Annotated in this window: 16 protein-coding genes; 6 read left to right on the top strand and 10 right to left on the bottom strand. The window is 69.0% G+C overall.

The window, feature by feature from the left end; genetic code table 11:
* Positions 1-256: 256 nt before the first annotated feature.
* Both KIT25_10430 and KIT25_10425 read right to left on the bottom strand, forming a co-directional pair.
* The gene (locus KIT25_10430; protein ID UYN97315.1) at positions 257-1453 is read right to left on the bottom strand and encodes an acyl-CoA dehydrogenase family protein; all 1197 of its coding nucleotides are present in this window, start codon (positions 1451-1453) and stop codon (positions 257-259) included.
* Positions 1450-2148 carry a VWA domain-containing protein gene (locus KIT25_10425; protein ID UYN97314.1) on the bottom strand — a complete coding sequence of 233 codons (699 nt, stop codon included), beginning with the start codon at positions 2146-2148 and terminating at the stop codon, positions 1450-1452. Before KIT25_10425 ends, KIT25_10430 begins: the two co-directional genes overlap by 4 nt.
* Positions 2149-2198: 50 nt before the next feature.
* Between KIT25_10425 and KIT25_10420 the strand changes: the two genes are divergently transcribed.
* Complete coding sequence (locus KIT25_10420) at positions 2199-3719, top strand: hypothetical protein (GenBank protein UYN97313.1); 1521 nt, start codon at positions 2199-2201, stop codon at positions 3717-3719.
* 330 nt (positions 3720-4049) lie between these two features.
* Positions 4050-5309, top strand: coding sequence for an MFS transporter (locus KIT25_10415; GenBank protein ID UYN97312.1), 1260 nt, complete (start codon positions 4050-4052; stop codon positions 5307-5309).
* Here KIT25_10415 and KIT25_10410 read toward each other — a convergent pair.
* Together KIT25_10410 and KIT25_10405 are read right to left on the bottom strand one after the other, a co-directional pair.
* Entirely contained in the window at positions 5224-6108 is an 885-nt protein-coding gene (locus KIT25_10410) for an AAA family ATPase (GenBank protein UYN97888.1), read from the bottom strand. The genes KIT25_10415 and KIT25_10410 overlap by 86 nt on opposite strands.
* A gap of 32 nt (positions 6109-6140) precedes the next feature.
* Positions 6141-8252 (bottom strand): molybdopterin oxidoreductase family protein, encoded by a 2112-nt coding sequence (locus KIT25_10405; GenBank protein UYN97311.1) that lies wholly within the window; start codon positions 8250-8252, stop codon positions 6141-6143.
* Here KIT25_10405 and KIT25_10400 point away from each other — a divergent pair.
* Both KIT25_10400 and KIT25_10395 read left to right on the top strand, forming a co-directional pair.
* Positions 8251-9558: a hypothetical protein gene (locus tag KIT25_10400; GenBank protein UYN97310.1), complete on the top strand. Its 1308-nt coding sequence runs from the start codon at positions 8251-8253 to the stop codon at positions 9556-9558. The two genes, KIT25_10405 and KIT25_10400, sit on opposite strands and share 2 nt — an antisense overlap.
* A 29-nt stretch (positions 9559-9587) precedes the next feature.
* Positions 9588-11189, top strand: coding sequence for an AMP-binding protein (locus tag KIT25_10395; GenBank protein UYN97887.1), 1602 nt, complete (start codon positions 9588-9590; stop codon positions 11187-11189).
* Here KIT25_10395 and KIT25_10390 read toward each other — a convergent pair.
* The 3 genes from KIT25_10390 to cyaY form a co-directional block, all read right to left on the bottom strand.
* On the bottom strand, positions 11186-11341 hold the full coding sequence (locus KIT25_10390; GenBank protein ID UYN97309.1) for a hypothetical protein: 156 nt from the start codon (positions 11339-11341) through the stop codon (positions 11186-11188). The genes KIT25_10395 and KIT25_10390 overlap by 4 nt on opposite strands.
* A gap of 96 nt (positions 11342-11437) precedes the next feature.
* Positions 11438-13192 carry an ATP-binding cassette domain-containing protein gene (locus tag KIT25_10385; GenBank protein ID UYN97886.1) on the bottom strand — a complete coding sequence of 585 codons (1755 nt, stop codon included), beginning with the start codon at positions 13190-13192 and terminating at the stop codon, positions 11438-11440.
* Complete coding sequence (cyaY, locus tag KIT25_10380; protein UYN97308.1) at positions 13189-13494, bottom strand: iron donor protein CyaY; 306 nt, start codon at positions 13492-13494, stop codon at positions 13189-13191. Before cyaY ends, KIT25_10385 begins: the two co-directional genes overlap by 4 nt.
* A gap of 160 nt (positions 13495-13654) precedes the next feature.
* On the opposite strand from cyaY, the gene rpmE reads away from it, so the two are divergent.
* The gene (gene rpmE / locus KIT25_10375) at positions 13655-13963 is read left to right on the top strand and encodes a 50S ribosomal protein L31 (protein ID UYN97307.1); all 309 of its coding nucleotides are present in this window, start codon (positions 13655-13657) and stop codon (positions 13961-13963) included.
* A 61-nt stretch (positions 13964-14024) separates the two neighbouring features.
* Entirely contained in the window at positions 14025-16037 is a 2013-nt protein-coding gene (locus KIT25_10370; protein UYN97306.1) for a molybdopterin-dependent oxidoreductase, read from the top strand.
* On the opposite strand, the gene KIT25_10365 is transcribed toward KIT25_10370, so the two are convergent.
* The 3 genes from KIT25_10365 to KIT25_10355 all read right to left on the bottom strand — a co-directional run bounded on the left by KIT25_10365 (position 16034) and on the right by KIT25_10355 (position 18856).
* Complete coding sequence (locus tag KIT25_10365) at positions 16034-17413, bottom strand: MFS transporter (GenBank protein ID UYN97305.1); 1380 nt, start codon at positions 17411-17413, stop codon at positions 16034-16036. The two genes, KIT25_10370 and KIT25_10365, sit on opposite strands and share 4 nt — an antisense overlap.
* A gap of 47 nt (positions 17414-17460) precedes the next feature.
* A complete protein-coding gene (locus KIT25_10360; protein UYN97304.1) occupies positions 17461-18369 on the bottom strand; it encodes a hypothetical protein in 909 nt (302 codons plus the stop codon).
* Between the two features lie 163 nt (positions 18370-18532).
* Positions 18533-18856, bottom strand: a complete 324-nt coding sequence (locus tag KIT25_10355; GenBank protein ID UYN97303.1) for an antibiotic biosynthesis monooxygenase — start codon at positions 18854-18856, stop codon at positions 18533-18535.
* Positions 18857-18921 lie beyond the last annotated feature (65 nt).

Genomic DNA, 18921 nt, shown 5'->3' with positions numbered 1-18921 from the left:
TCAGTCGGCCGAAAGGCGTTGCAGAAACTGCAGGAACTGCAGAAACCGTACAAATGGTCCGATCTCGGAACCAAAATCGTTCGCCAAAATCGCCAAAATCGCCAAAATTCACAACCAAAACCCACCGGAGACCGTGCAGCAAAACAGGGAAGTCGATGGGAAGATCGGCGGCATCCCGCAGAACCGGATCGTACAATCGTAATTGTACGACATCCGCGGTGATCCGCAACCTCTTTCTGCGCCCGACCCGGCGCCCTCAGGCCCCGCGCGTCACATAGGGAGAATCCGCCACCGTCCAGCGCGCCTTCGGTTCCTGGCGGAAGACCTGGCGCAGATGGACCTCGTCCGGCCCGTCGGCGATGCGCAACAGGCGGGCCATGGCGAAGGCGTGATGGATGGGCGCGTCGTCGCTGCCGCCCATGGCGCCGAAGATCTGCAGCGCGCGGTCGGCGATGCGCTGCGCCGTCTCGGGCACGGCGACCTTGATCATCGAGACCTCGCGCCAGGCAGCGGCATGGCCCTCGCGGTCGAGCCGCTCGGCCGCCTGCAGCACGAGCAGCCTCGCCTGCTCGAGCTCGAAGCGCGAGCGGGCGATGGCCTGCTGCGTGGCATCGTAGTCGATCACGGCGCGACCGAAGGCGCGGCGCTCGGCGGCGCGCGCCATCATCAGCTCGATCAGCACCTCGCAGAGACCCACGGTCCGCATGCAGTGATGCAGGCGCGCCGGCCCCAGTCGCACCTGCGCGGCGGCAAAGCCCTCGCCGTCGCCGCCCAGCAGGTTCTCCGCCGGCACGCGCACGTTCGTGAACTCCAGCTCGGCGATGGGCGCGATGTGATCCTGCCAGCCCATGAAGCGCAGCTCGCGCACGATGCGCAGGCCGGGTGCGTCCATCGGGACGATCAGGCAGGAATGGCGCGACGTGCGTGGCGCATCGGGTTGCGACACGCCCATCACGATGACGAAGGCGCAGTCCGGATGGGCGGCACCGGTGATGTACCATTTGCGGCCATCGACGACCCAGTCGCCGCCGTCGCGCCGCAAGCTCGTGGCGATGTTGGTGGCGTCCGACGAGGCGACGTCGGGTTCGGTCATGCCGAAGGCCGAGCGGGCACGGCCCTCCAGCAGCGGTTCGAGCCAGCGCTTCTTCTGCTCGGGCGTGGCGGCATGCTGCAGCATGATCATATTGGGGACGTCGGGCGCCTGGCAGTTGAAAACCTCGGGCGCCCACGGCAGGCGTCCCATGATCTCGGCAAGCGGCGCGAACCGCGCGTTCGAAAGGCGGCCCGGCATGGCGAGGTTCCACAAGCCCGCCGACCGCGCCTTGTGCTGCAATCCCGCCAGGAATGGCGCGGCCTCGCCCCGGCGTTGGACGTGCTCCACCCACTGGCGATGGCGCGGCAGGATTTCGCGGTCGAAGAAGGCCTCGACGGCGGCGCGAAGGTCCCCGGTCATTTCATCTGGTTCGTCAGCAGCGCCGCCGCCCCGCCCTGTTTCCGACCGTAGGCCTCCAGCGCCGGCCGGCCGCCGGCGGCATAGGCGGCGACGGCGCCGAGCAGGCGCTTGAGCTGGTCGGGGCTGTTGCGATCGAACCTGCTCCAGGCGCCGCGTGTCAGCCGGGCGATCTGCGGGAATATCCGCGAGGCGACCCGGTCGCCCCCCTCCTGGAAGACGAACACCGGCAGGCCGAGGAGGCCGAGCTGACCCGCCTCGTGGCCGAGCTGGTCGACGTCCTCCTCGCAGCAGTCGCCCACGAAGACCACGGCATCGATGCGGCTCTCGCGGCGCTGGTCGGCAGCGTAGCGCAGCGTCCGGCCGATCTGGGTCCGGCCGGCCAGGCACCGCACCGAGCTCATCAGGCGGGCGAGTTCACGGCCATCGGCGGTCCACCGGCTCACCTTGAACTCGTCGAAGCCGCGATAGAAGGCGAGCCGCACCTCGAGTCCGCCCAGCCCCTCGGCGGCGACGAACATCTCGCCCTGGATGGAGCAGGCGTGATCCCAGGTCGGCTCGCGACTCGCCGTCGCATCCATGGCGAAGAGCAGCCGGCCGCCGCCGCCGCGGGTCGCGGGCAAGCGACCGACCTCGCGCACGAAGGCGTCGACGGCACTGGAGCCGGCCTTGCCGGGGAGCTTGGGATCAGATGTCACGAGCTGGGGCCATTGTCCGTCCGCTGCGTTTTGACTATGCAGCAAGCCGCGTGAAGAAGACCAGAGCCCCCCCGCTCGGCAATGTCCTGCTGGTGCTGGCCTCGATCGTCGTGACGACGGTGGCCGCCGAGATGTTCGTGCGCGTTGCCGACGACGTTCCGCTGTTCGCCTTGCCGCTGCCCGAGGGCGGACGCGACGACGTCACGGCCGGGCATCGCGACGCCGTGCCGCTGGCGGCGGGCGTGTCGCGCGACTGGTTCTTCGAGAATCTGCCACCGCTGCCCAACCGGACGAAGCCGTCGCGGGAATGGCAGGATGTGTTCTGGCGCATCCGTAGCAACCCGGCCGAGTTCGGCCCGTTCCAGCCGAGCGACATCTTCAAGGCCTGGAATTCGAAGTTCGCCGGCGATCCCTGTCGGCACCCCTTGCTCAAGCACGCGCCGGGCTTCCTGTATGTCTACGACCCGCCCGACGGCAGGCCGTCGCCGCCCTACCGCTTCCTGCCCGATACGACGACGCCGGTCGGGCTGGTCACCAACCAGATCGGCTGGCGCGGTCCGCCGATCGAGGTGCCGCGCCAGCCGCGCACTGTGCGTGTCGTGTTCGTCGGCGCCTCGACGACGGTGAGCGGCCACCACGTCCCCTATTCCTATCCCGAGTTCGTCGGCTACTGGCTCAACCGCTGGGCCCAGGCCAGGGGCCTCGACGTGCGCTTCGAGGCCCTGAACGCCGGCCGCGAGAGCACGACGTCGATCGATATCGCCGCCGAGATGGCGACGGAGATCCTGCCGCTCCGGCCCGATCTTGTGGTCTACTACGAAGGCGCCAACCAGTTCGAGATCCACAGCCTCATCGAGGGCCTGCCGGCCGACGCCAGACCGCCGGAGCGCGAGCCGGCGAGCGACGCGCCGGGGTGGTTGCGCGGCGTTGCGGCCTACTCGGCGCTGGCACGGCGCGTGCTGGCGTTGGTGGCGTCCGATATCGGCTCGGATGGGGGCGAGTGGCCCAAGCCCGACTACCGCCTGGTGTGGCCGAACGACCTGGACGAACAGGACCCCGATCTCGACTACCCGCGTCTGCCCGCCAGCCTCAACCAGATCCAGCGCGACCTCGACATCATCCGCGCCGATCTCGCTGCGGTGGACGGCGAACTCGCGCTCAGTTCGTTCGTGTGGATCGTGAAGGACGGAATGGTGGTCCATCCGATCCGGGACAGGAATTTCCTCGAGCACGTGAACATCGGGTCGTTTCCTTACCGATATCGAGACATCGAGCGTCTCGTCGCCTTCGAGAACCGAGTGTTCCGAAAGTACGCCGCAACTCACGGACTGCAGTTCATCGACGTTGCCCGCTACATGCCGTTCGACCCCAATCTCTTCATCGACCCGATACACGATTCGGCAGGCGGCATCCGACTGCGCGCCTGGATCGTCCTGCAGCAACTGCTTCCCGTGATCGAGCAGCGATTGGCGAGCGGCGCCTGGCCGCGGCCGCTCGCCACGCCGGAGCCGCCGCTGCCGACCTTCACGCCGCGGCGCATCGCGCTCGAGTGCGGTTCGGCCACGAAGTGAAACGCCCGGTCGCGCCCGGCACTCCGGGAAGCCTGAGATCCCCTACGTGCCCGACAGTTGGCTGATGCCCGATCGCGAGCGTACGGTCGGCAAGCCCGCGGGCGTCGCGCTCCGCTCGATCTTCCCCCGCGCCGCTCCGCCCGCCCGCACCAGTGGCCGGCGCCGACATCGCCACGACCGTATCGTGGATCGAGGCGATCGACCGGCTGCTCGAGGCGCGCGGTTGGCAAAAAATCGCCGCGTTGCGGAACTGACCGGCGTTTTGACCGGTCGGCGTGCGCCGCCTAAATTCCACGTCCGCGGCAATGCCGCCCACGACAAGACAACGAGATGACCGGAAACGTCCCATCGTTCGCGACGCTGTTGCTGCGGGTTTTCCTGCCGTTCGCGCTCGCCTACTTCCTGTCCTACGTCTTCCGCGGCGTGAATGCCGTCATCTTCCCCTATCTCGAGCGCGACGTCGGCATCACGGCGGGAGATCTCGGCCTGCTCACCTCGGCCTTCTTCCTGTTTTTCGCCGGCTGCCAGCCGGTGCTGGGCGTGATGCTCGACCGCTATGGCCCGCGCCGCGTGCAGGTCGTGCTGCTGGCCCTGGCTGGCGTCGGCTCGGCGCTGTTCGGGCTCAGCCTCTCGCTCGGCGAGCTGATCCTGGCGCGCATCCTGATCGGGCTCGGCTTCGCTGGCGGCCTGATGGCCGCGATCAAGGCGATCACGCTCTGGTACCCGCCACATCGCTGGGGCCTGATCACCGGCTTCCACATGATGGCCGGCGGGCTGGGCTCGATGGCCGCCACCTTGCCGGTGCAGTGGTCGCTGTCGGTGCTGAGCTGGCAGGGTCTCTTCTTCTGGCTGGCCGGCATCTGCCTCGTCACCTCCGTGATTCTGTTCGCCGCGGTGCCCGAGCGCGGCACCCATCCGGCGCGCGGCACGCTCACCGACCAATTCCGCATCACCGGCGTGGTGCTGAGGGACGGCTTCTTCTGGCGCATCCAGCCGATCCTGATCTTCCAGCAGGTCGCCTTCATCGCCTGCATCACCCTGTGGATCGGCCCGTGGCTGCGCGACGTCGGCGGTTTCGCGGACCAGGCGGTGCGTGCCGACATCCAACTCGCGACCACGGCGGCGATGACGGTGGGCTTCGCGCTGAGCGGCGTGTTCGCGGCCGGCTTCCGCCGCGCCGGCATCAGCGACTTCGCGTCGGCCAATTTCGTCAGCCTGCTGTTCGCGCTGGTGTGCGGCTGGATCGCCTTCGTGCCGCATTTCGGGCCGGTCGCGGCGTGGTTGCTGTTCGGCTTCCTCGGCGCCTATCCCATCCAGTACATGCCGCTGCTCGCGCGCTCGTTCCCGCCCGACTACGCCGGCCGCGTCAGCACCAGCTGCAACCTGGTGGTCTTCACGATCCTGTTCGCCGGGCAATGGGCGATCGGTAAGGTGGTCGACCACTGGCCGCGCACGGCGACGGGCTACGCACCCGACGGCTATACCTGGTCGTTCGCCGCGCTCTTCATCCTGCAGATCGCGGGTTTGCTGTGGCTGTTCCTGTCGCGCAGCCAGCCGATGGCGCGCGAGGCGCTCGCGGCGGCAGATTGAGCGACGCGACGAGATCGCGCACCTCCTGGCGCGCCGCGACATGGCTGAGCGTCAAGGACGGGCCGCCGCCGGCGCCGCGTCCGAGATCCATCAGCGTCAGGCCGTTCAGGAACAATTCCTTGTAGATCACCCGTTCGCTCAGACCCGGCGCGGTGCGGAAGCCGATGCGCCTGGACAGCGCCTCGATCGCCGCGCCCATGTCGCGCTTGTTGCGTGCCGCGATCGACGACAGACGATTGCGCATCACCACCCAGTCCACCGGCCGGCCGCCTTGCGCGGCGCGCAGCTGCCGCTGCCTCCACACCGCCTCGGCATAGATCGAGGGCCGCACGATTTCGAGCGTGTCCGGATCGACCCGCGCCAGGAGGTCGAGATCGATGAAGCTGTCGTTGAGCGGCGTCAGCAGCGTATCCGCCCAGGTGTGCGCGAGCCGCGACAGATGGGTGTCGCTGCCCGGTGTGTCGATGACGACGACATCGACTCCGCCGACGACGGCTTGGAGTGCCGCCTCGAGCCGCGCCCGTTCGTCCTCCTTGTCGCCCGACGCCGGCACCGCTTCGTGCAGCGGCATCGTCAGGTCGATGTTCTGTCGCTTCGCATAGGCCGCGCGGTTCTCCACATATCGGGTCAGGGTGCCCTGGCGGGCGTCGAGATCGAGCGTGGCGACGCGCGCGCCCTCGGCCATCAGCGCGACGGCGACGTGCAGCGCCGTCGTCGACTTGCCCGAGCCACCCTTCTCGTTGCCGATGACGAGCACGTGCGCGCGGCCCTCGACCGGCTCGGCCTGCGCCTGGGCGATGCTCGGATTGGGCGCCGGCCGGAAGCTGCCCGTCACGTCGCCTTGCGAATCCAGACCGCGGTGTCGTGGAACACCGCGCCGCCGTTGGGCCAGCCCGGGTCGGCCGACGTCACCGCGTTGATTCCGATGCCGGTCTCGAAGTTGCGGTTGGGCCAGATGCCTTCGACGACGACGACGCCCCTCTGCTGACCCGACTTGGCCTTGGCATGCACGATCGTCTTGCCGCGCTCGTTGCCGACCTCGACCCGGTCGCCGTCGGCGACGCCCATCGCCTTGCAGTCGTCGGGATTCAGCAATGCCGTCGGCCGCACCTCGCGCTTCAGGCTGGAGGGCGTTTCGGTGAAGGTCGAATTGAGGAAGGTGCGCGCCGGCGCCGCGACCAGCCGGAACGGCTTGTCGGCGGAGGCCTTGTCGATGACGTCGAAATGGTCCGGCAGCTTCGGCATCTCGCTGCCGCGACCGCCCCACGCTGCCCAGTCGGGCTTGAAGCGGAACTTCTTGTCGGGCCAGGCGAAGCCGTCGAGGAAATGCGAGGTTTCGAAGCCCAGATGGAAGTCCTGGCCGCCCTTTTGCCAGTTGGTCTCGGCGTCCCACATCCCCGAGACCTTCAACGCCTCGTCCATGATCTCCCATGCAGTCATGTCGAAGCCGCGATGGCTGGCGCCCAGCCGCTTGGCCAGTTCGCTGATGACATAGTGGTTCTCGCGACACTCGCCCGGCGCCTCGACGACCTTCTTCGTGACCTGGAAGAAGGTGTGACCGCTCGCCGTGTAGAAGTCGTCGTGCTCGAGGAACATGGTCGCCGGCAGGACGATATCGGCGTACGCCGCCGTCTCGGTCAGGAACTGCTCGTGCACGCAGGTGAAGAGGTCGTCGCGCGCGAAGCCCTTGTGCACCTTGTCGAGTTCGGGGCAGACCATCGCCGGATTGGTGTTCTGGATCAGCAGGCCGGTCACCGGCGGGCCGCCATTCAGCGCTTCGGCCTCGCCGACCAGGATCGGCCCGAGCCGCGACTGGTCGAGCTCGCGCAGGGAAGGGTCGATCATGTCGTGGCCCTCGATCAGCGCCTTGCTGATCGGATACATGCCGGTGTGGCCGTAGAGCGCGCCGCCGCCCTTGTATTTCCAGGCGCCGGTGACCGCGGGCAGGCAGGTCACGGCGTGCATGTTGGCGGCCCCGTTGCGGCTGCGGCTGAAGCCGTGATGGGCGCGGATGAAGGCGGCTTTGCTGCGGCCGAACAGCCGAGCGAAGGCGACGATCTCCTCGACCGGAAGCCCGGTGATCTCCGACGCCCATTCCGGTGTGCGCGTGGCGACATGGGCCGCCAGCTCGTCCGGCGCGTCGGTGTACTTGCGCATGTAGTCCCAGTCGGCATGGCCCTCCTTGAAGAGAACGTGCATGACGCCGACCGCCAGGGCGCCGTCGGTGCCAGGCCGCACTGCCAGATGCATGTCGGCCTGCTCGGCCGTGCCGGTGCGATAAGGATCGACCACGACCAGCTTGGCCCCGCGCCTCTTGGCGCGCATGGCGTGGGTCATGACGTTGACCTGGGTGTTGACCGGGTTGCCGCCCCAGATCACCACCAGGTCGGAATGCTCGCCGATCTCGCGCGCGTCGGCGCCGCGCTTGGCGCCGACGCCGGCGATCCAGCCGGTGTCGGAGAGGGTGACGCAGATCGTCGAGTACCAGCGCGAGTACTTCATGGCGTGGCGCAGGCGGTTGATGCCGTCGCGCTGCACCAGGCCCATCGTTCCGGCGTAGTAGTAGGGCCAGATCGTCTCGCTGCCATGCTGGCGCGCCTTGGCGACGAACTGTTCGGCGACGATATCCAAGGCGTCGTTCCACGAAATCTCGGCGAACTGCCGGGAGCCCTTGGGACCGACCCGTCGCAAAGGCTTGGTCAGCCGGTCGGGATGGTGGATGCGCTCGGCGTAGCGCGCGACCTTCTCGCAGATGACGCCGGCGGTATAGTCGTTGCGCTGCGAGCCGCGCACGCGGCCGATGCGGTCCGGCGCCAGTCGCTCGACCTCCAGGGCGCAGGTGCTGGTGCAATCGTGCGGGCACACCGAGGGAACGACGGCGACGCCGGAGGCGGTGTTCTTGGCCCGCGCCCCGGGGGCGAAGGCGAGATCGTCGGGGGACATGTGGACGCTCCGCGAGAGTTGCCGCAGCATAGCGGCGCAACGTCCACCGGAACACCCCACCCTGTCCGCCGAGCCGCCTGCCACCGACCGCGCGATCCGCCGCGCCACCGCCGCCGACGCCGCGGCCGTGGCACGACTTTCCCCGCTGATCGCACCGCCCACAGACACCGGGACGCGCGCGGTGTTCGTGATCGACGGCGCGGCCGGTCCGGCGGCGGCCATCGACCTCGCCCAGATGCCCGATCACCTGAGTGTCGAGCACCTCGCGGCGGCGAGTGACGGTCACGGCGAAACCCTGCTCCGGTTCGCCGAGCTCGCCACGCGCACCCTCGGGCTGCGTGAAGTCCGGCTGAAGCCCGATGCCGTGCCGCCACCGCTCGCCGCAAGGCTGGGCTACCGTGGCGGCGTCAGGCGCCTTCGACGCAGCGCCATCCGCTATCTCGAGGAGGTCGGCGTGCCATTGTGGCACGACGGCTGGGCGCCGCTCAGCCAGACGATCTACTTCCGCGGGGTGTGGGCCTGCATCGCCCTGATCGTCGGCTTCGGCAGCATCTCGCTCGCCGTGTTCGGCGGCAGCGACGTCACCTGGATGCACGTGCTGCTGCCGGCCGTGCTCTGCGTCTCGGGCGCTTTGTTCGCGGCCTGGCAGTTGCTGCTGATCGTCCGGGCGGCGCGACGCGCCGCTTCGCGACCGGCCTTCGTGGCAGCGGCATGTGTGGCCGCGGCGTCCGTCGTCGCCATCATGGCCCTCGCCCAGGAACGCGCGGTGCCCGCCATCGCCGAGCTGTGGACGATCCGCACCGGCGATGCCGAGCTCAGCAACCTCGAGGTGTCGGTCGGCCGCGGTGGCGGCACGCTCAACGTCCGCGGCTCCTACGGCATGGGCGCGGCCGACGATGTGCGCCGTGCTCTCGAGCGGCACCCCGGCGTCCGCGAGGTGGTTCTGTCGGGGCCGGGCGGTCGCGCCGGCCCCGCCTTCGAGATGTTCAACATGTTCCGCAAGCGCAGGCTCGCCACCCATGTCGACGGCGAGTGCTACTCGGCCTGCACCATCGCCTTCCTGGGCGGCGTCGCGCGCAGCGTTTCGCCGAACGGCAGGCTGGGCTTCCATCGGTCGAGTTTTCCCGGCATGAGCGACAGCGACATGCACGAGAGCAATCGCGACGACCGGCGCTTCCTCCTCGACGGCGCGCGGCTCGCGCCGGAGTTCGTCAACCGCATCATGCAGACGCCGCCCGCCTCGCTCTGGGTGCCGACCCCGCAGGAGCTGTTGGCGGGGCGCGTCGTCGACAGCGTTCGCCCGTGATCCCGCGCGGCGTCTCCTACGACGAGGCGATGCGGCGCTTCCGCTGGCCGAAGCCCGCGAAGTTCAACATCGGCCGCGCCGTGTGCGAGCGCCAGCCGCGCCAGGCGCTGGCGCTGATCGTCGAGAACGCCGACGGCAGCGTGCGCAACTGGACGTTCGGGCAGTTGCTGGCCGCCAGCTCGCGGCTGGCCAATGCGCTGGCCGCGCGCGGCGTCGGCCGGGGCGACCGGGTCGGCGTGTTCCTGAGCCAGGGGGCGGAGCTGGCGCTCTGTCATCTCGCCGCCTATCGCATGGGGGCCGTCGCCCTGCCGCTCTTCACCCTGTTCGGCGAGGACGCGGTGGAGTACCGCATGGCCAATGCCGAGGCCTCGGCCATCGTCACCGACATGACGCAATTGCCCAAGGTGCTGGCGGTCCGGGAGCGCCTGCCGCACCTCAGGACCGTGATCGTGATCGGCGCCGGCAGGGACGGCGACGGCTTCCTCGACTGGGACAGGCTTCTGGAGGTCGCGTCCGACGACTTCGCCACGGTCGACAGCGACGCCGAGGATCCGGCGCTGCTGATCTACACCTCGGGCACGACCGGCCAGCCCAAAGGCGCGCTGCACGCCCATCGCATGATGCTCGGCGTCATCCCGGCGATGGAGCAGGTGCTGTGCCACTGGCCGCGCGGCAACGAGATCATGTGGACGCCGGCCGAGTGGGCGTGGATTGCCGGCCTCTACGACGCGCTCTTCCCCGCCTGGTACTACGGCACGCCGGTGCTCGCCCATCGCTTCGGCAAGTTCGATCCCGAACGCGCCTTCGCGCTGCTCGCCCGCCACCGGGTCGGCGTGAGCTTCATCCCGCCCACCGCGCTCAAGATGATGCGCCAGGTGGGCGACCCGCGGCGGCACGGAGACTACGACGTTCGCGCCATCTTCACCGGCGGCGAGGCGATGGGCGAGGAACTGCTCGCCTGGGGACGAGCGACCTTCGGCACCACCATCTCCGAAGGCTACGGCCAGACCGAGATGAACCTGATGCTGCTCAACTCGCCCGACTGGTTCGAGGTCAGGGCGGGCTCGTGCGGTCGCGCCTGTCCCGGCCGCAAGGTCGCCATCGTCGACGCCGACGGACATCCTTTGCCGCCGGGCGAAGAGGGCCAGATCGCGGGCTGGCGCGACGACCCGATCGTGATGCTGGAATACTGGCGTAATCCCGAGGCCACGGCGCGCAAGTACGCAGGCGACTGGCTGCTGACCGGCGATCTCGGGCGCATGGACGAGGACGGCTACGTCTATTTCAAGAGCCGTGACGACGACGTCATCACCTCGGGCGGCTATCGCATCGGGCCGGGCGAGATCGAGGAATGCCTGATGAAGCATCCCGCCGTGGCCATGGTCGGCGTGGTCGGCGTGCCGGACAGGGTCCGCACCGAGATCGTGAAGGCCTTCGTGCAGTTGCGGCCCGGCGCGCACCCGACCGAACGGCTGAAGGCCGACCTCGCGGCGTTCGTGAAGACACGTCTGGCCGCCCACGAGTATCCACGCGAGGTCGAGTTCGTGGCCGAACTGCCGCTCACGACCACGGGCAAGATCCTGCGGCGCGAGCTCAGGCGCCGGGATACCGAGCGGAAGGCGGCGGGCTAAAGGCCGATCAGCGTGCGGGCGTTGCCGTCAGGCACGGCACCCAGCAAGGCCACCAGGCCGACAAGGGCCGCCGGCCACCATTCGGCCAGCCGGCTCAGCCGATCCTGGAGCTTTGAAGCCTGCAAGGGAAAGCGCGCGAACATGGCGATCATCTTCTGGTCAGTGTCAAAATGACTTGCCAATATAGTTTAATATTGGATCATATAACACTGTTATTCAACGAAAAAAAATCACCCGATGGGCTGTCGTCACTCCGCCGCCGCCGGCACGTTGAATTGCAGTTCCGCCAGCCTCGAATAGAGCCCGCCGCGACGCACCAGCTCCGCATGGCGGCCGGAATCGACGACCTTGCCGCCTTCCATGACGACGATCCGGTCGGCCTTCTGCACCGTCGCCAGCCGGTGGGCGATCACCAGCATGGTGCGCTTGTGCATCAGCCGGTCGAGCGCCTTCTGCACGGCAAGCTCGCTCTCGGCGTCCAGCGCGCTGGTCGCTTCGTCGAGCAGCAGCACCGCCGGATCGCAGAGCAGCGCCCGCGCGACGGCGATGCGCTGGCGCTGGCCGCCGGACAAGCGGACGCCCCGCGCACCGAGATGGGTGTCGAAGCCCTGCGGCAGCGCCTCGATGAAGCCGAGCGCCGACGCCGCCTCGGCGGCTGCCCGCACCTCGGCATCGCTCGCCTCGGGCTTGCCGTAGCGGATGTTGTCGGCCACCGACGCGGTGAACAGCACCGGTTCCTGCGGCACGATGGCGAGCGCCCGCCGCAGCTCCTCGAGCCGCAGGTCGCGAATGTCGATGCCGTCGAGACGCACCGCCCCCGCTTCGGGGTCGTAGAAACGCAGGAGCAGGTTGAAGACCGTGGTCTTGCCGGCGCCCGAGGGGCCCACGATCGCCACGGTCTCGCCCTGACGGACGGCCAAGTCGAAACCGTCGAGGGCGAGGCTTTCGGGCCTCGTCGGATAGCGGAACGACACCTTTTCGCAGGCAACGTTGCCCAGCGTCGGCCGCGGCAGCGTCCTGGGGGCGGCGGCCTCGACGATGACCGAAGGCTCGGCCTTCAGTTCGGCCAGCCGTTCGGCGGCGCCGGAGGCGCGCTGCAGATCGCCGATCGCCTCGCTGATCGCACCGCCCGACATGGCGACCAGAACCGCGTAGAACACGAAGGCCGAGAGGTCGCCGGCGGTGATGCGCCCGTCCAGGACGTCGTGGCCCCCGACCCACAGCAGGAAGCCGACGGCGGCGAAGACGATGAAGATGACCAACGAGGTCATGACGGCGCGCTGGGCGATGCGACGGCGGGCCGCCGCGAAGGCGCGCTCGGTCGTCACGCCGAAGCGCCGCATGGCGTTGTCTTCCTGGGCGAAGGCCTGCACGGTGCGCACCGCGTCGAGCGTCTCGCCGCCCTCGGCCACCATGTCGGCGATGCGCTCCTGCGATTCGCGCGACAGCCGGCGGACCCTGCGGCCGAACAGGACGATCGGCGCCACCACCAGCGGCACGATCGCCATGACGATCAGGGCCAGCTTGGGGTTGGTCACCACGAGCATGACCAGGCCCCCGGCGCACATCAGGGCGTTGCGCAGCACGACCGACGCCGACGAGCCGATCACCTGCTCGATGAGTTGGGCGTCGGCCGAGATGCGGCTCATCACGTCGCCCGACCTCTTGATCTCGAACCAGGCCGGCCCGAGCCGCAGGACATGGTCGAACAGATCCTTGCGCAGGTTGCCGACCACGCGCTCGCCGAGCCACGAGACGAGATAGAAGCGCGCGCCCGACGCGATCGCCAACACCAGTGTGACCGCCAGCACCGACGCCAGCGCATAGTTCAGGATGTCGGGCCGGCCCTGGGCGAAGCCGCGGTCGATCAGCGCCCGGAGGCAGGCGCCGAAGGCCAGCACCGTACCGGCCGCCACGACCAGCGACAGCAGCGCGAGTCCCACCCGGCCGCGATGCGGCTTCAGATAGGGTCCAAGCAGGCGCAGGCCGGCGAAGCGGTTCATTCTGGTTGCCACGTCAATTCTACGCCCAGTTCGGTCGACAGAACGCTCAAAAGGTCGGCACCGCCCCGGGTATCCGCCCACAGGCCCGCATTCGGCGTGAAGGCGTAGTGTCGCGCGCCCGATTTGGGCGAACTCAGCCAGACCTGTCGGGTGGGGGCATGCTTGTTGACCACCCAGGTCCCCTCCTCCCTCTCGATCGTCAGCACGCCGCCCTGACGTTCGGCGTCGGCCTCGCTGGCCAGCCCCTCCTCGAGGGCATCCAGCAGGCTGTCGGCGAGGCGTTCGAAGGTGCTGTCTGACATGCTCTATTTTTCAATCACTTGCGGGCCATCTACCAGCCCCTCGACCGGGCCGACAACCCGCTTGTAGCGCAGGCCCGGGCCTTGTATATCCCCCGCCTTGTCGCGCCGGCCAATCGAGCTCCCTGGGCGGAATCGGCCTTAAACTGCGCTGGAGAGGTTCATGAAAGAGAAGATCCACCCCGACTACCACAAGATCACCGTGGTGATGACCGACGGCTCGTCCTTCGAGACCAAGTCGACCTGGGGCAAGGAAGGCGCCACCATGCGTCTCGACATCGACCCGAAGACCCATCCGGCATGGACCGGTGTGCGCCAGAGCATCGACCGCGGCGGCCGCGTGCAGCGCTTCAAGGACCGCTTCGGCATGACCGGCAGCGCCGCGGGCGGCATGGGTGCCGGCACGAAGTCGAGCGGCGCCAGGGCGGACGAGGCCGCCAAGCCGGCTAAGGGCGCGGCCAAGAAGAAGTAACGCAGGGCTTTTGCAAAGCCTCTGTTAAAGTGCGGCCGCATCCCCCACGAGGAGGCGGTTGGTGAAGGCTGTTCGCGTCGTCTGCGCGCATGATTGTCCCGACATGTGCTCGCTCATCGCCCACGTCGACAACGGCAAGGTGGTGCGCGTGCAGGGCGACCCCGACCATCCCTACACGGCCGGTTTCGCCTGCGGCAAGGTCAACCGCGATTCCGACCTGGTGAATTCCCCCGAGCGCGTCGCCACGCCGCTGAAGCGCACCGGCGCCAAAGGTTCGGGAGAGTTCAAGCCGATCGGCTGGGACGAGGCGCTCGACGAGATCGCCGCGAAATGGAAGGCGATCATAGCCGAGAGCGGCCCGCTCGCCCTGCTCGGCTATGCCTACTCCGCCCACCAGGGCCTGATGAATCGCGGCCTTGTGAGCGGCCTTTTCCATGCGCTGGGTACCAGCCGGCTTCAGGCCGGGACGGTCTGCGACACGTGCTGCGAGGAAGCCTGGAACTTTACCGTCGGCCCGGTCGGCGGCGCCGATCCCGAGTCCGTCATCCATTCCGACCTGGTCATCTCGTGGGGCGCCGACCTCGCGGCGACCAACGTCCATTTCTGGGCCCTCGCCGAGGAGCAGAAGAAGAAGCGCGGCGTGCCGATCGTGGTCATCGACCCGCGCCGCACGCGCAGCGCCAGGGCGGCCGATCTCCATCTGCCGATCCGCATCGGCACCGACGCCGCGCTGGCGCTCGGCATGATGCACATCCTGGTGCGCGACGGTCTCGCCGATCGCCGCTACATCGCGGGCAACACACTGGGCTTCGACAGGGTAGAGCGCGAGATCCTGCCGAAATTCACGCCGGCGAATACCGCCGAGATCACCGGCCTCCCCGTCGCCGACATCGAGAAGCTCGCGGCGATGTACGGCACGGCGAAAGCCGCTCTGATCCGACTGGGCGAAGGCATGACGCGCCTCGCGGCCGGCGGGCAGGCGCTGCGGACCGTGGCGTTGCTGCCGGGCGTGTCCGGTCACTACGGCGTGAAGGGCGGTGGCGCCCTCCTGCTGACCGCCGCTTCGTGCGATCTCAACTATGGCGCGGTGCGCCGGCCGTCCGGTCCCGCCGCGACGCGCATGGTCAACCATCTGCGTCTCGGCGAAGAACTGCTGAACATGAAGGATCCGCCGATCCGCGCCCTCTTCATCGCGGCGAACAACCCCGTCGTGACCTGCCCCGAGACCCACAAGGTACGGAAGGGCCTGATGCGCGACGACCTGTTCACCGTGGTGCACGACCCTTTCCTCAGCGAGACCGCGCGCTACGCCGATATCGTGCTGCCGGCCGCCAACTACCTCGAGACCGAGGATCTCTACCGCTCCTATGGATGCTACTGGATGCAGTGGAGCCCGCAGGCCGCCAAGCCGTTCGCCGAGGCCCGCTCGAACGTCGAGGTGGCGCAGGCCTTGGCTCCGCGCATGGGGCTTGCCGACCGGATCTTCACGCTGTCGCCGCAGGACATCGCCCGCGAACTGCTGCGCGACAAGCCGTTCGACCAGGCCAAGCTCTTCTCCGGCACGCCCTTGCGCTATCTCGCGGATTGGCGGCCGCAGGCCTTCGCGACACCATCGGGCAAGCTCGAGTTCTACTCCGACGCGCTCGCCCGGCAGGGCCTGCCGCCGATGCCGGACTGGGCGCCCGATGCGATCGAGGCCGCCGATGCGAAGAAGTGGCCGCTCCGACTGCTGACCGCGCCGGGTTACTTCCAGGCGCACACCGCGTTTTCCGGCGTCGCATTCCTGCGCGGCCGCGAAGGCCAGCCGTTCTGCGTCCTGCATCCCGACGATGCCGGCAAGCGCGGCCTGGCCGACGGTGCCGCCGTCCGCCTGTTCAATGAACGCGGCGAGGTCGGCCTCACCCTGAAGGTCAGCGACGAGGTCCAGCCGGGTGTCGTGCTGGTGCCCGGCCAGCGGCCGAGCCATGAGGCGATCTCGGGCACCATCAACATGCTTTGCTCGGATCGCTACACCGACATGGGCGAAGGTGCCACCTACCAGAGCACCTTCCTCGACGTCGCCGCCTGGCGCTAACGCAGGGCGCGCAGGCGAAGCGCGGCGGCCAGCGCGACGACGGCCGGCACGACGAAGCTGAACGGCACCCAGAAGGTCGCCCGCTCGATGTCGTCGAGCAGGCCGCTCAGGTTTGCAGCGAGGCCCGCGAACGCGGCGCCGACGGCGAAGCCCATCTGCTGCACCGTCGCGACCGACGACGCCGCCACCGTCTCGTCGCCCGGCCTGGCGCCGCTCATGGTGCGCTGGGCGATGAAGGCCCAGCACATGCCGATGCCCGCGCCGAGCAGGAAGATGCCCGGCAGGACGGCGAATACTGGCCGCACGGTCATCAGCAAGGCGAGGCCGAGCAGGCCCATGGCCATGACGATGGGCCCCAGCACGATCAGCCGTCCGGGCCATCGGTCGTGCAGGCTCGGCACCAGCACGGCCGCGGCGGTCCAGCCGATCGACGCGCCGGCCACGGCATAGCCGGCCGACAACGGATCGAGGCCATGCAGGCGCTGCAGGAAGATCGGCACGTAGATCTGCAGCGGGCTGTAGGTGACCGACAGCAGCAACAGCAGCCAAAGGCCCACGCCGGTCGGGCTGCGCAACGAGAAGGCATCGCTCGGGAACAGGGGCATCGACGCACGGCGATCGACGGCGACCATGGCGACCAGGCAGGCGATGCCGGCGGCGATCAGCGCGGCCTTCCCCCACGCCGCGGCGACGACGGCCGCTGCCGAGGTGCCGCCGATGGCGAGGCAGACCAGGGCGATGCGCGCTGCAGGCACGCTCGATGCCCGGCGTTCGGCGGCCTTCGTCCGCGGCAGGACGACGAAGGCGCCCACGGCCATCAGCAGCGCCACGACGGCGACAGCGACGAAAGCGCTGCGCCAGTCGCCGAAGCGGACGAATAGCCCGCCGGCCAGCGGCCCGACCAGGATCGACACGCTCCACATGCCCGACAGCAGGGCGATGGCACGCGACCACACGATCTCGGGGAAGGTATTGCGCACCAGCACGTAGGCGACGGCACCGAGCAGGCCGCCACCAAAACCCTGCACAAAGCGGCCCGCGATGACCCAACTCATCGCCGTCGCCATCGAACAGAGCAAGGCGCCTACCCCGAACACCAGGGCGCCGATGCAGAAGGTCGCGCGCGCGCCGAGCGCACCCGTCAGCACGCCGGTGCAGGTGGCGGCAACGATCGACGAGGCGAGGAAGGACGTCGTCGGCCAATGCATCAGCGCCGCGCCGCCCAGTTCGCCGACAATGGTCGGCAGGATGGTGGCCAGCAGCAGCACGTTCATCGAGTGCAGCAGCACGCCGCCCAGCAACACCGACAGCGCTGCCAGCCACTCCGGCCTCAACAGTGCGCGCCATCCTCCATCCGCCGGGGCCTCGGTCGCCATGGCCGCGGACTATGCATGACCGTTCACCGGCCGCAAGGAACGACGCGCTACCAGAAGCGCGTCGCACCCATCCAGTAGGCAGCGGTGCGCGCGTCGCGGTCGCGTGCGCCCAGCCCGGCGGCGACGCAGGCGGCAGCGCACGCGATGGCGAGGGTCGCGGCAGTGATGAAGGCGGCGAGTGCGCTCTTCTTCCGCGTCTCCTCCGCGGCCTGGCGGATGCGCTGCTCGGCGGCCCTGGCTTCGGCGAAAGCCTCGTCGACGCGCGTCTCCGCCTCGGCTTGCGGCAGGCCGGTCTGCCGAGCGACCGTCCGGGCGAGGTAGGCGCGGTCGCGCTCGCTCAGCGCTTCGCTGCCGAGGTTGGCGACGAAGGTGCGGACGATCGGTCCGCGGTCGGCGGCGACCCGCCCCTCCGGCGCACCATCTGGTCCGGGATGCAGCAGCAGATCCGTCGCCCGGTCGGCAGGCCGCAGGGAGACGCCGCCGTCACCCGCGTTCGTCGCCGCCATCGTGGCGCCCGCAGAGACCGTCGACGTCGCCTCGATCGCCGTCTTCAGCGCACCCGAGGCGCCTGACGCGATGACGGCGACCGTGACGATGGTGCCCAGCGCCCACACGGCGAAACCATGAGCGCCGTCGCGGAAATGTCGCTCGCCTTCGCTACCGCCGAGCCACGGCATGCGCATACGCCCCGCCAGGTATCCGCCGGCGGCATAGGCGACGACCTGCACCAGTGCGGCGTAGAGCGTCACCACGATGAAGAAGGTCGGTCCGGACAGGCCGCGATAGGGCTCGGCGGAGACCGCCGACAGTCCGAGAGCGGACCCAAAGGTGTAGAGAACGAATGCGATCGCGGCCGTGCCGATGGCACCGCCGATCACCGGACCCCAGTCGAGGTACCGGAAGTGCGGCGCCCGCGCCGCGACGTCGTTGTTGGCGACGACAGTATCGATCGGCATGGCTGGCTCAGCGCAGGCCGACGAAGGACAGGATGGCCATGACCACGACGACCAGGCCGACCAGGTAGATGATGGAGTTCATGCGTTTTCCTCCGCAACGTGGTGCCGGACGGAAACGGGGCGGACGGGCCGAGGTTGCCTCGCCCGCCCCAACGCGTCGCAGTCAAGCCGTCGGCTGGACGAACCGGTGCTGCGTCCGTTCCCGTCCGGCGAGCAGCGGCAGCGCCTCGCCGAGAATCAGTTCCTTGAAGTGCGCCGTCTGCTGGTGCGCCGCGAACGCCGCCTCGTCCTCGAACACCTCGTAGAAGAAGAATCTGGCGGGCTCGGTCAGCGACTGATGGATCTGGAAGGCGTGCACACCGGGGTCGCGCTGCGCCTGGGGAAGGAAGCGCTCGACGACACCGCGAACGCGGTCGATCGCGTCGGGCTTCGCCTCCCAGAACGCAGTGACGACGAGCCCCTGCCTGAGACTGTTGAGATCGGCCATGTACCCCTCCTTTCGAGACACGGCCGCAAACTAGGGCTCCGGCGTCGTCCGATGCTTCGGCGGCG

Origin of the sequence: Enhydrobacter sp., from assembly GCA_025808875.1 — a bacterium.
In the GTDB taxonomy this organism is placed as follows: domain Bacteria; phylum Pseudomonadota; class Alphaproteobacteria; order Reyranellales; family Reyranellaceae; genus Reyranella.
The sequence above is the reverse complement of the archived record's forward strand: the minus strand, read 5'-3'. Positions and strand labels throughout refer to the sequence as shown.

Bases quoted from the DNA above. Each gene is read 5' to 3' on its own strand.
- KIT25_10405 (UYN97311.1), bottom strand. From the start codon at position 8,252: ATGTCCCCCGACGATCTCGCCTTCGCCCCCGGGGCGCGGGCCAAGAAC.
- cyaY (UYN97308.1), bottom strand. From the start codon at position 13,494: ATGTCAGACAGCACCTTCGAACGCCTCGCCGACAGCCTGCTGGATGCC.
- rpmE (UYN97307.1), top strand. From the start codon at position 13,655: ATGAAAGAGAAGATCCACCCCGACTACCACAAGATCACCGTGGTGATG.
- KIT25_10400 (UYN97310.1), top strand. From the start codon at position 8,251: ATGTGGACGCTCCGCGAGAGTTGCCGCAGCATAGCGGCGCAACGTCCA.
- KIT25_10360 (UYN97304.1), bottom strand. From the start codon at position 18,369: ATGCCGATCGATACTGTCGTCGCCAACAACGACGTCGCGGCGCGGGCG.
- KIT25_10430 (UYN97315.1), bottom strand. From the start codon at position 1,453: ATGACCGGGGACCTTCGCGCCGCCGTCGAGGCCTTCTTCGACCGCGAA.
- KIT25_10385 (UYN97886.1), bottom strand. From the start codon at position 13,192: ATGAACCGCTTCGCCGGCCTGCGCCTGCTTGGACCCTATCTGAAGCCG.
- KIT25_10395 (UYN97887.1), top strand. From the start codon at position 9,588: ATGCGGCGCTTCCGCTGGCCGAAGCCCGCGAAGTTCAACATCGGCCGC.
- KIT25_10415 (UYN97312.1), top strand. From the start codon at position 4,050: ATGACCGGAAACGTCCCATCGTTCGCGACGCTGTTGCTGCGGGTTTTC.
- KIT25_10355 (UYN97303.1), bottom strand. From the start codon at position 18,856: ATGGCCGATCTCAACAGTCTCAGGCAGGGGCTCGTCGTCACTGCGTTC.
- KIT25_10390 (UYN97309.1), bottom strand. From the start codon at position 11,341: ATGATCGCCATGTTCGCGCGCTTTCCCTTGCAGGCTTCAAAGCTCCAG.
- KIT25_10365 (UYN97305.1), bottom strand. From the start codon at position 17,413: ATGGCGACCGAGGCCCCGGCGGATGGAGGATGGCGCGCACTGTTGAGG.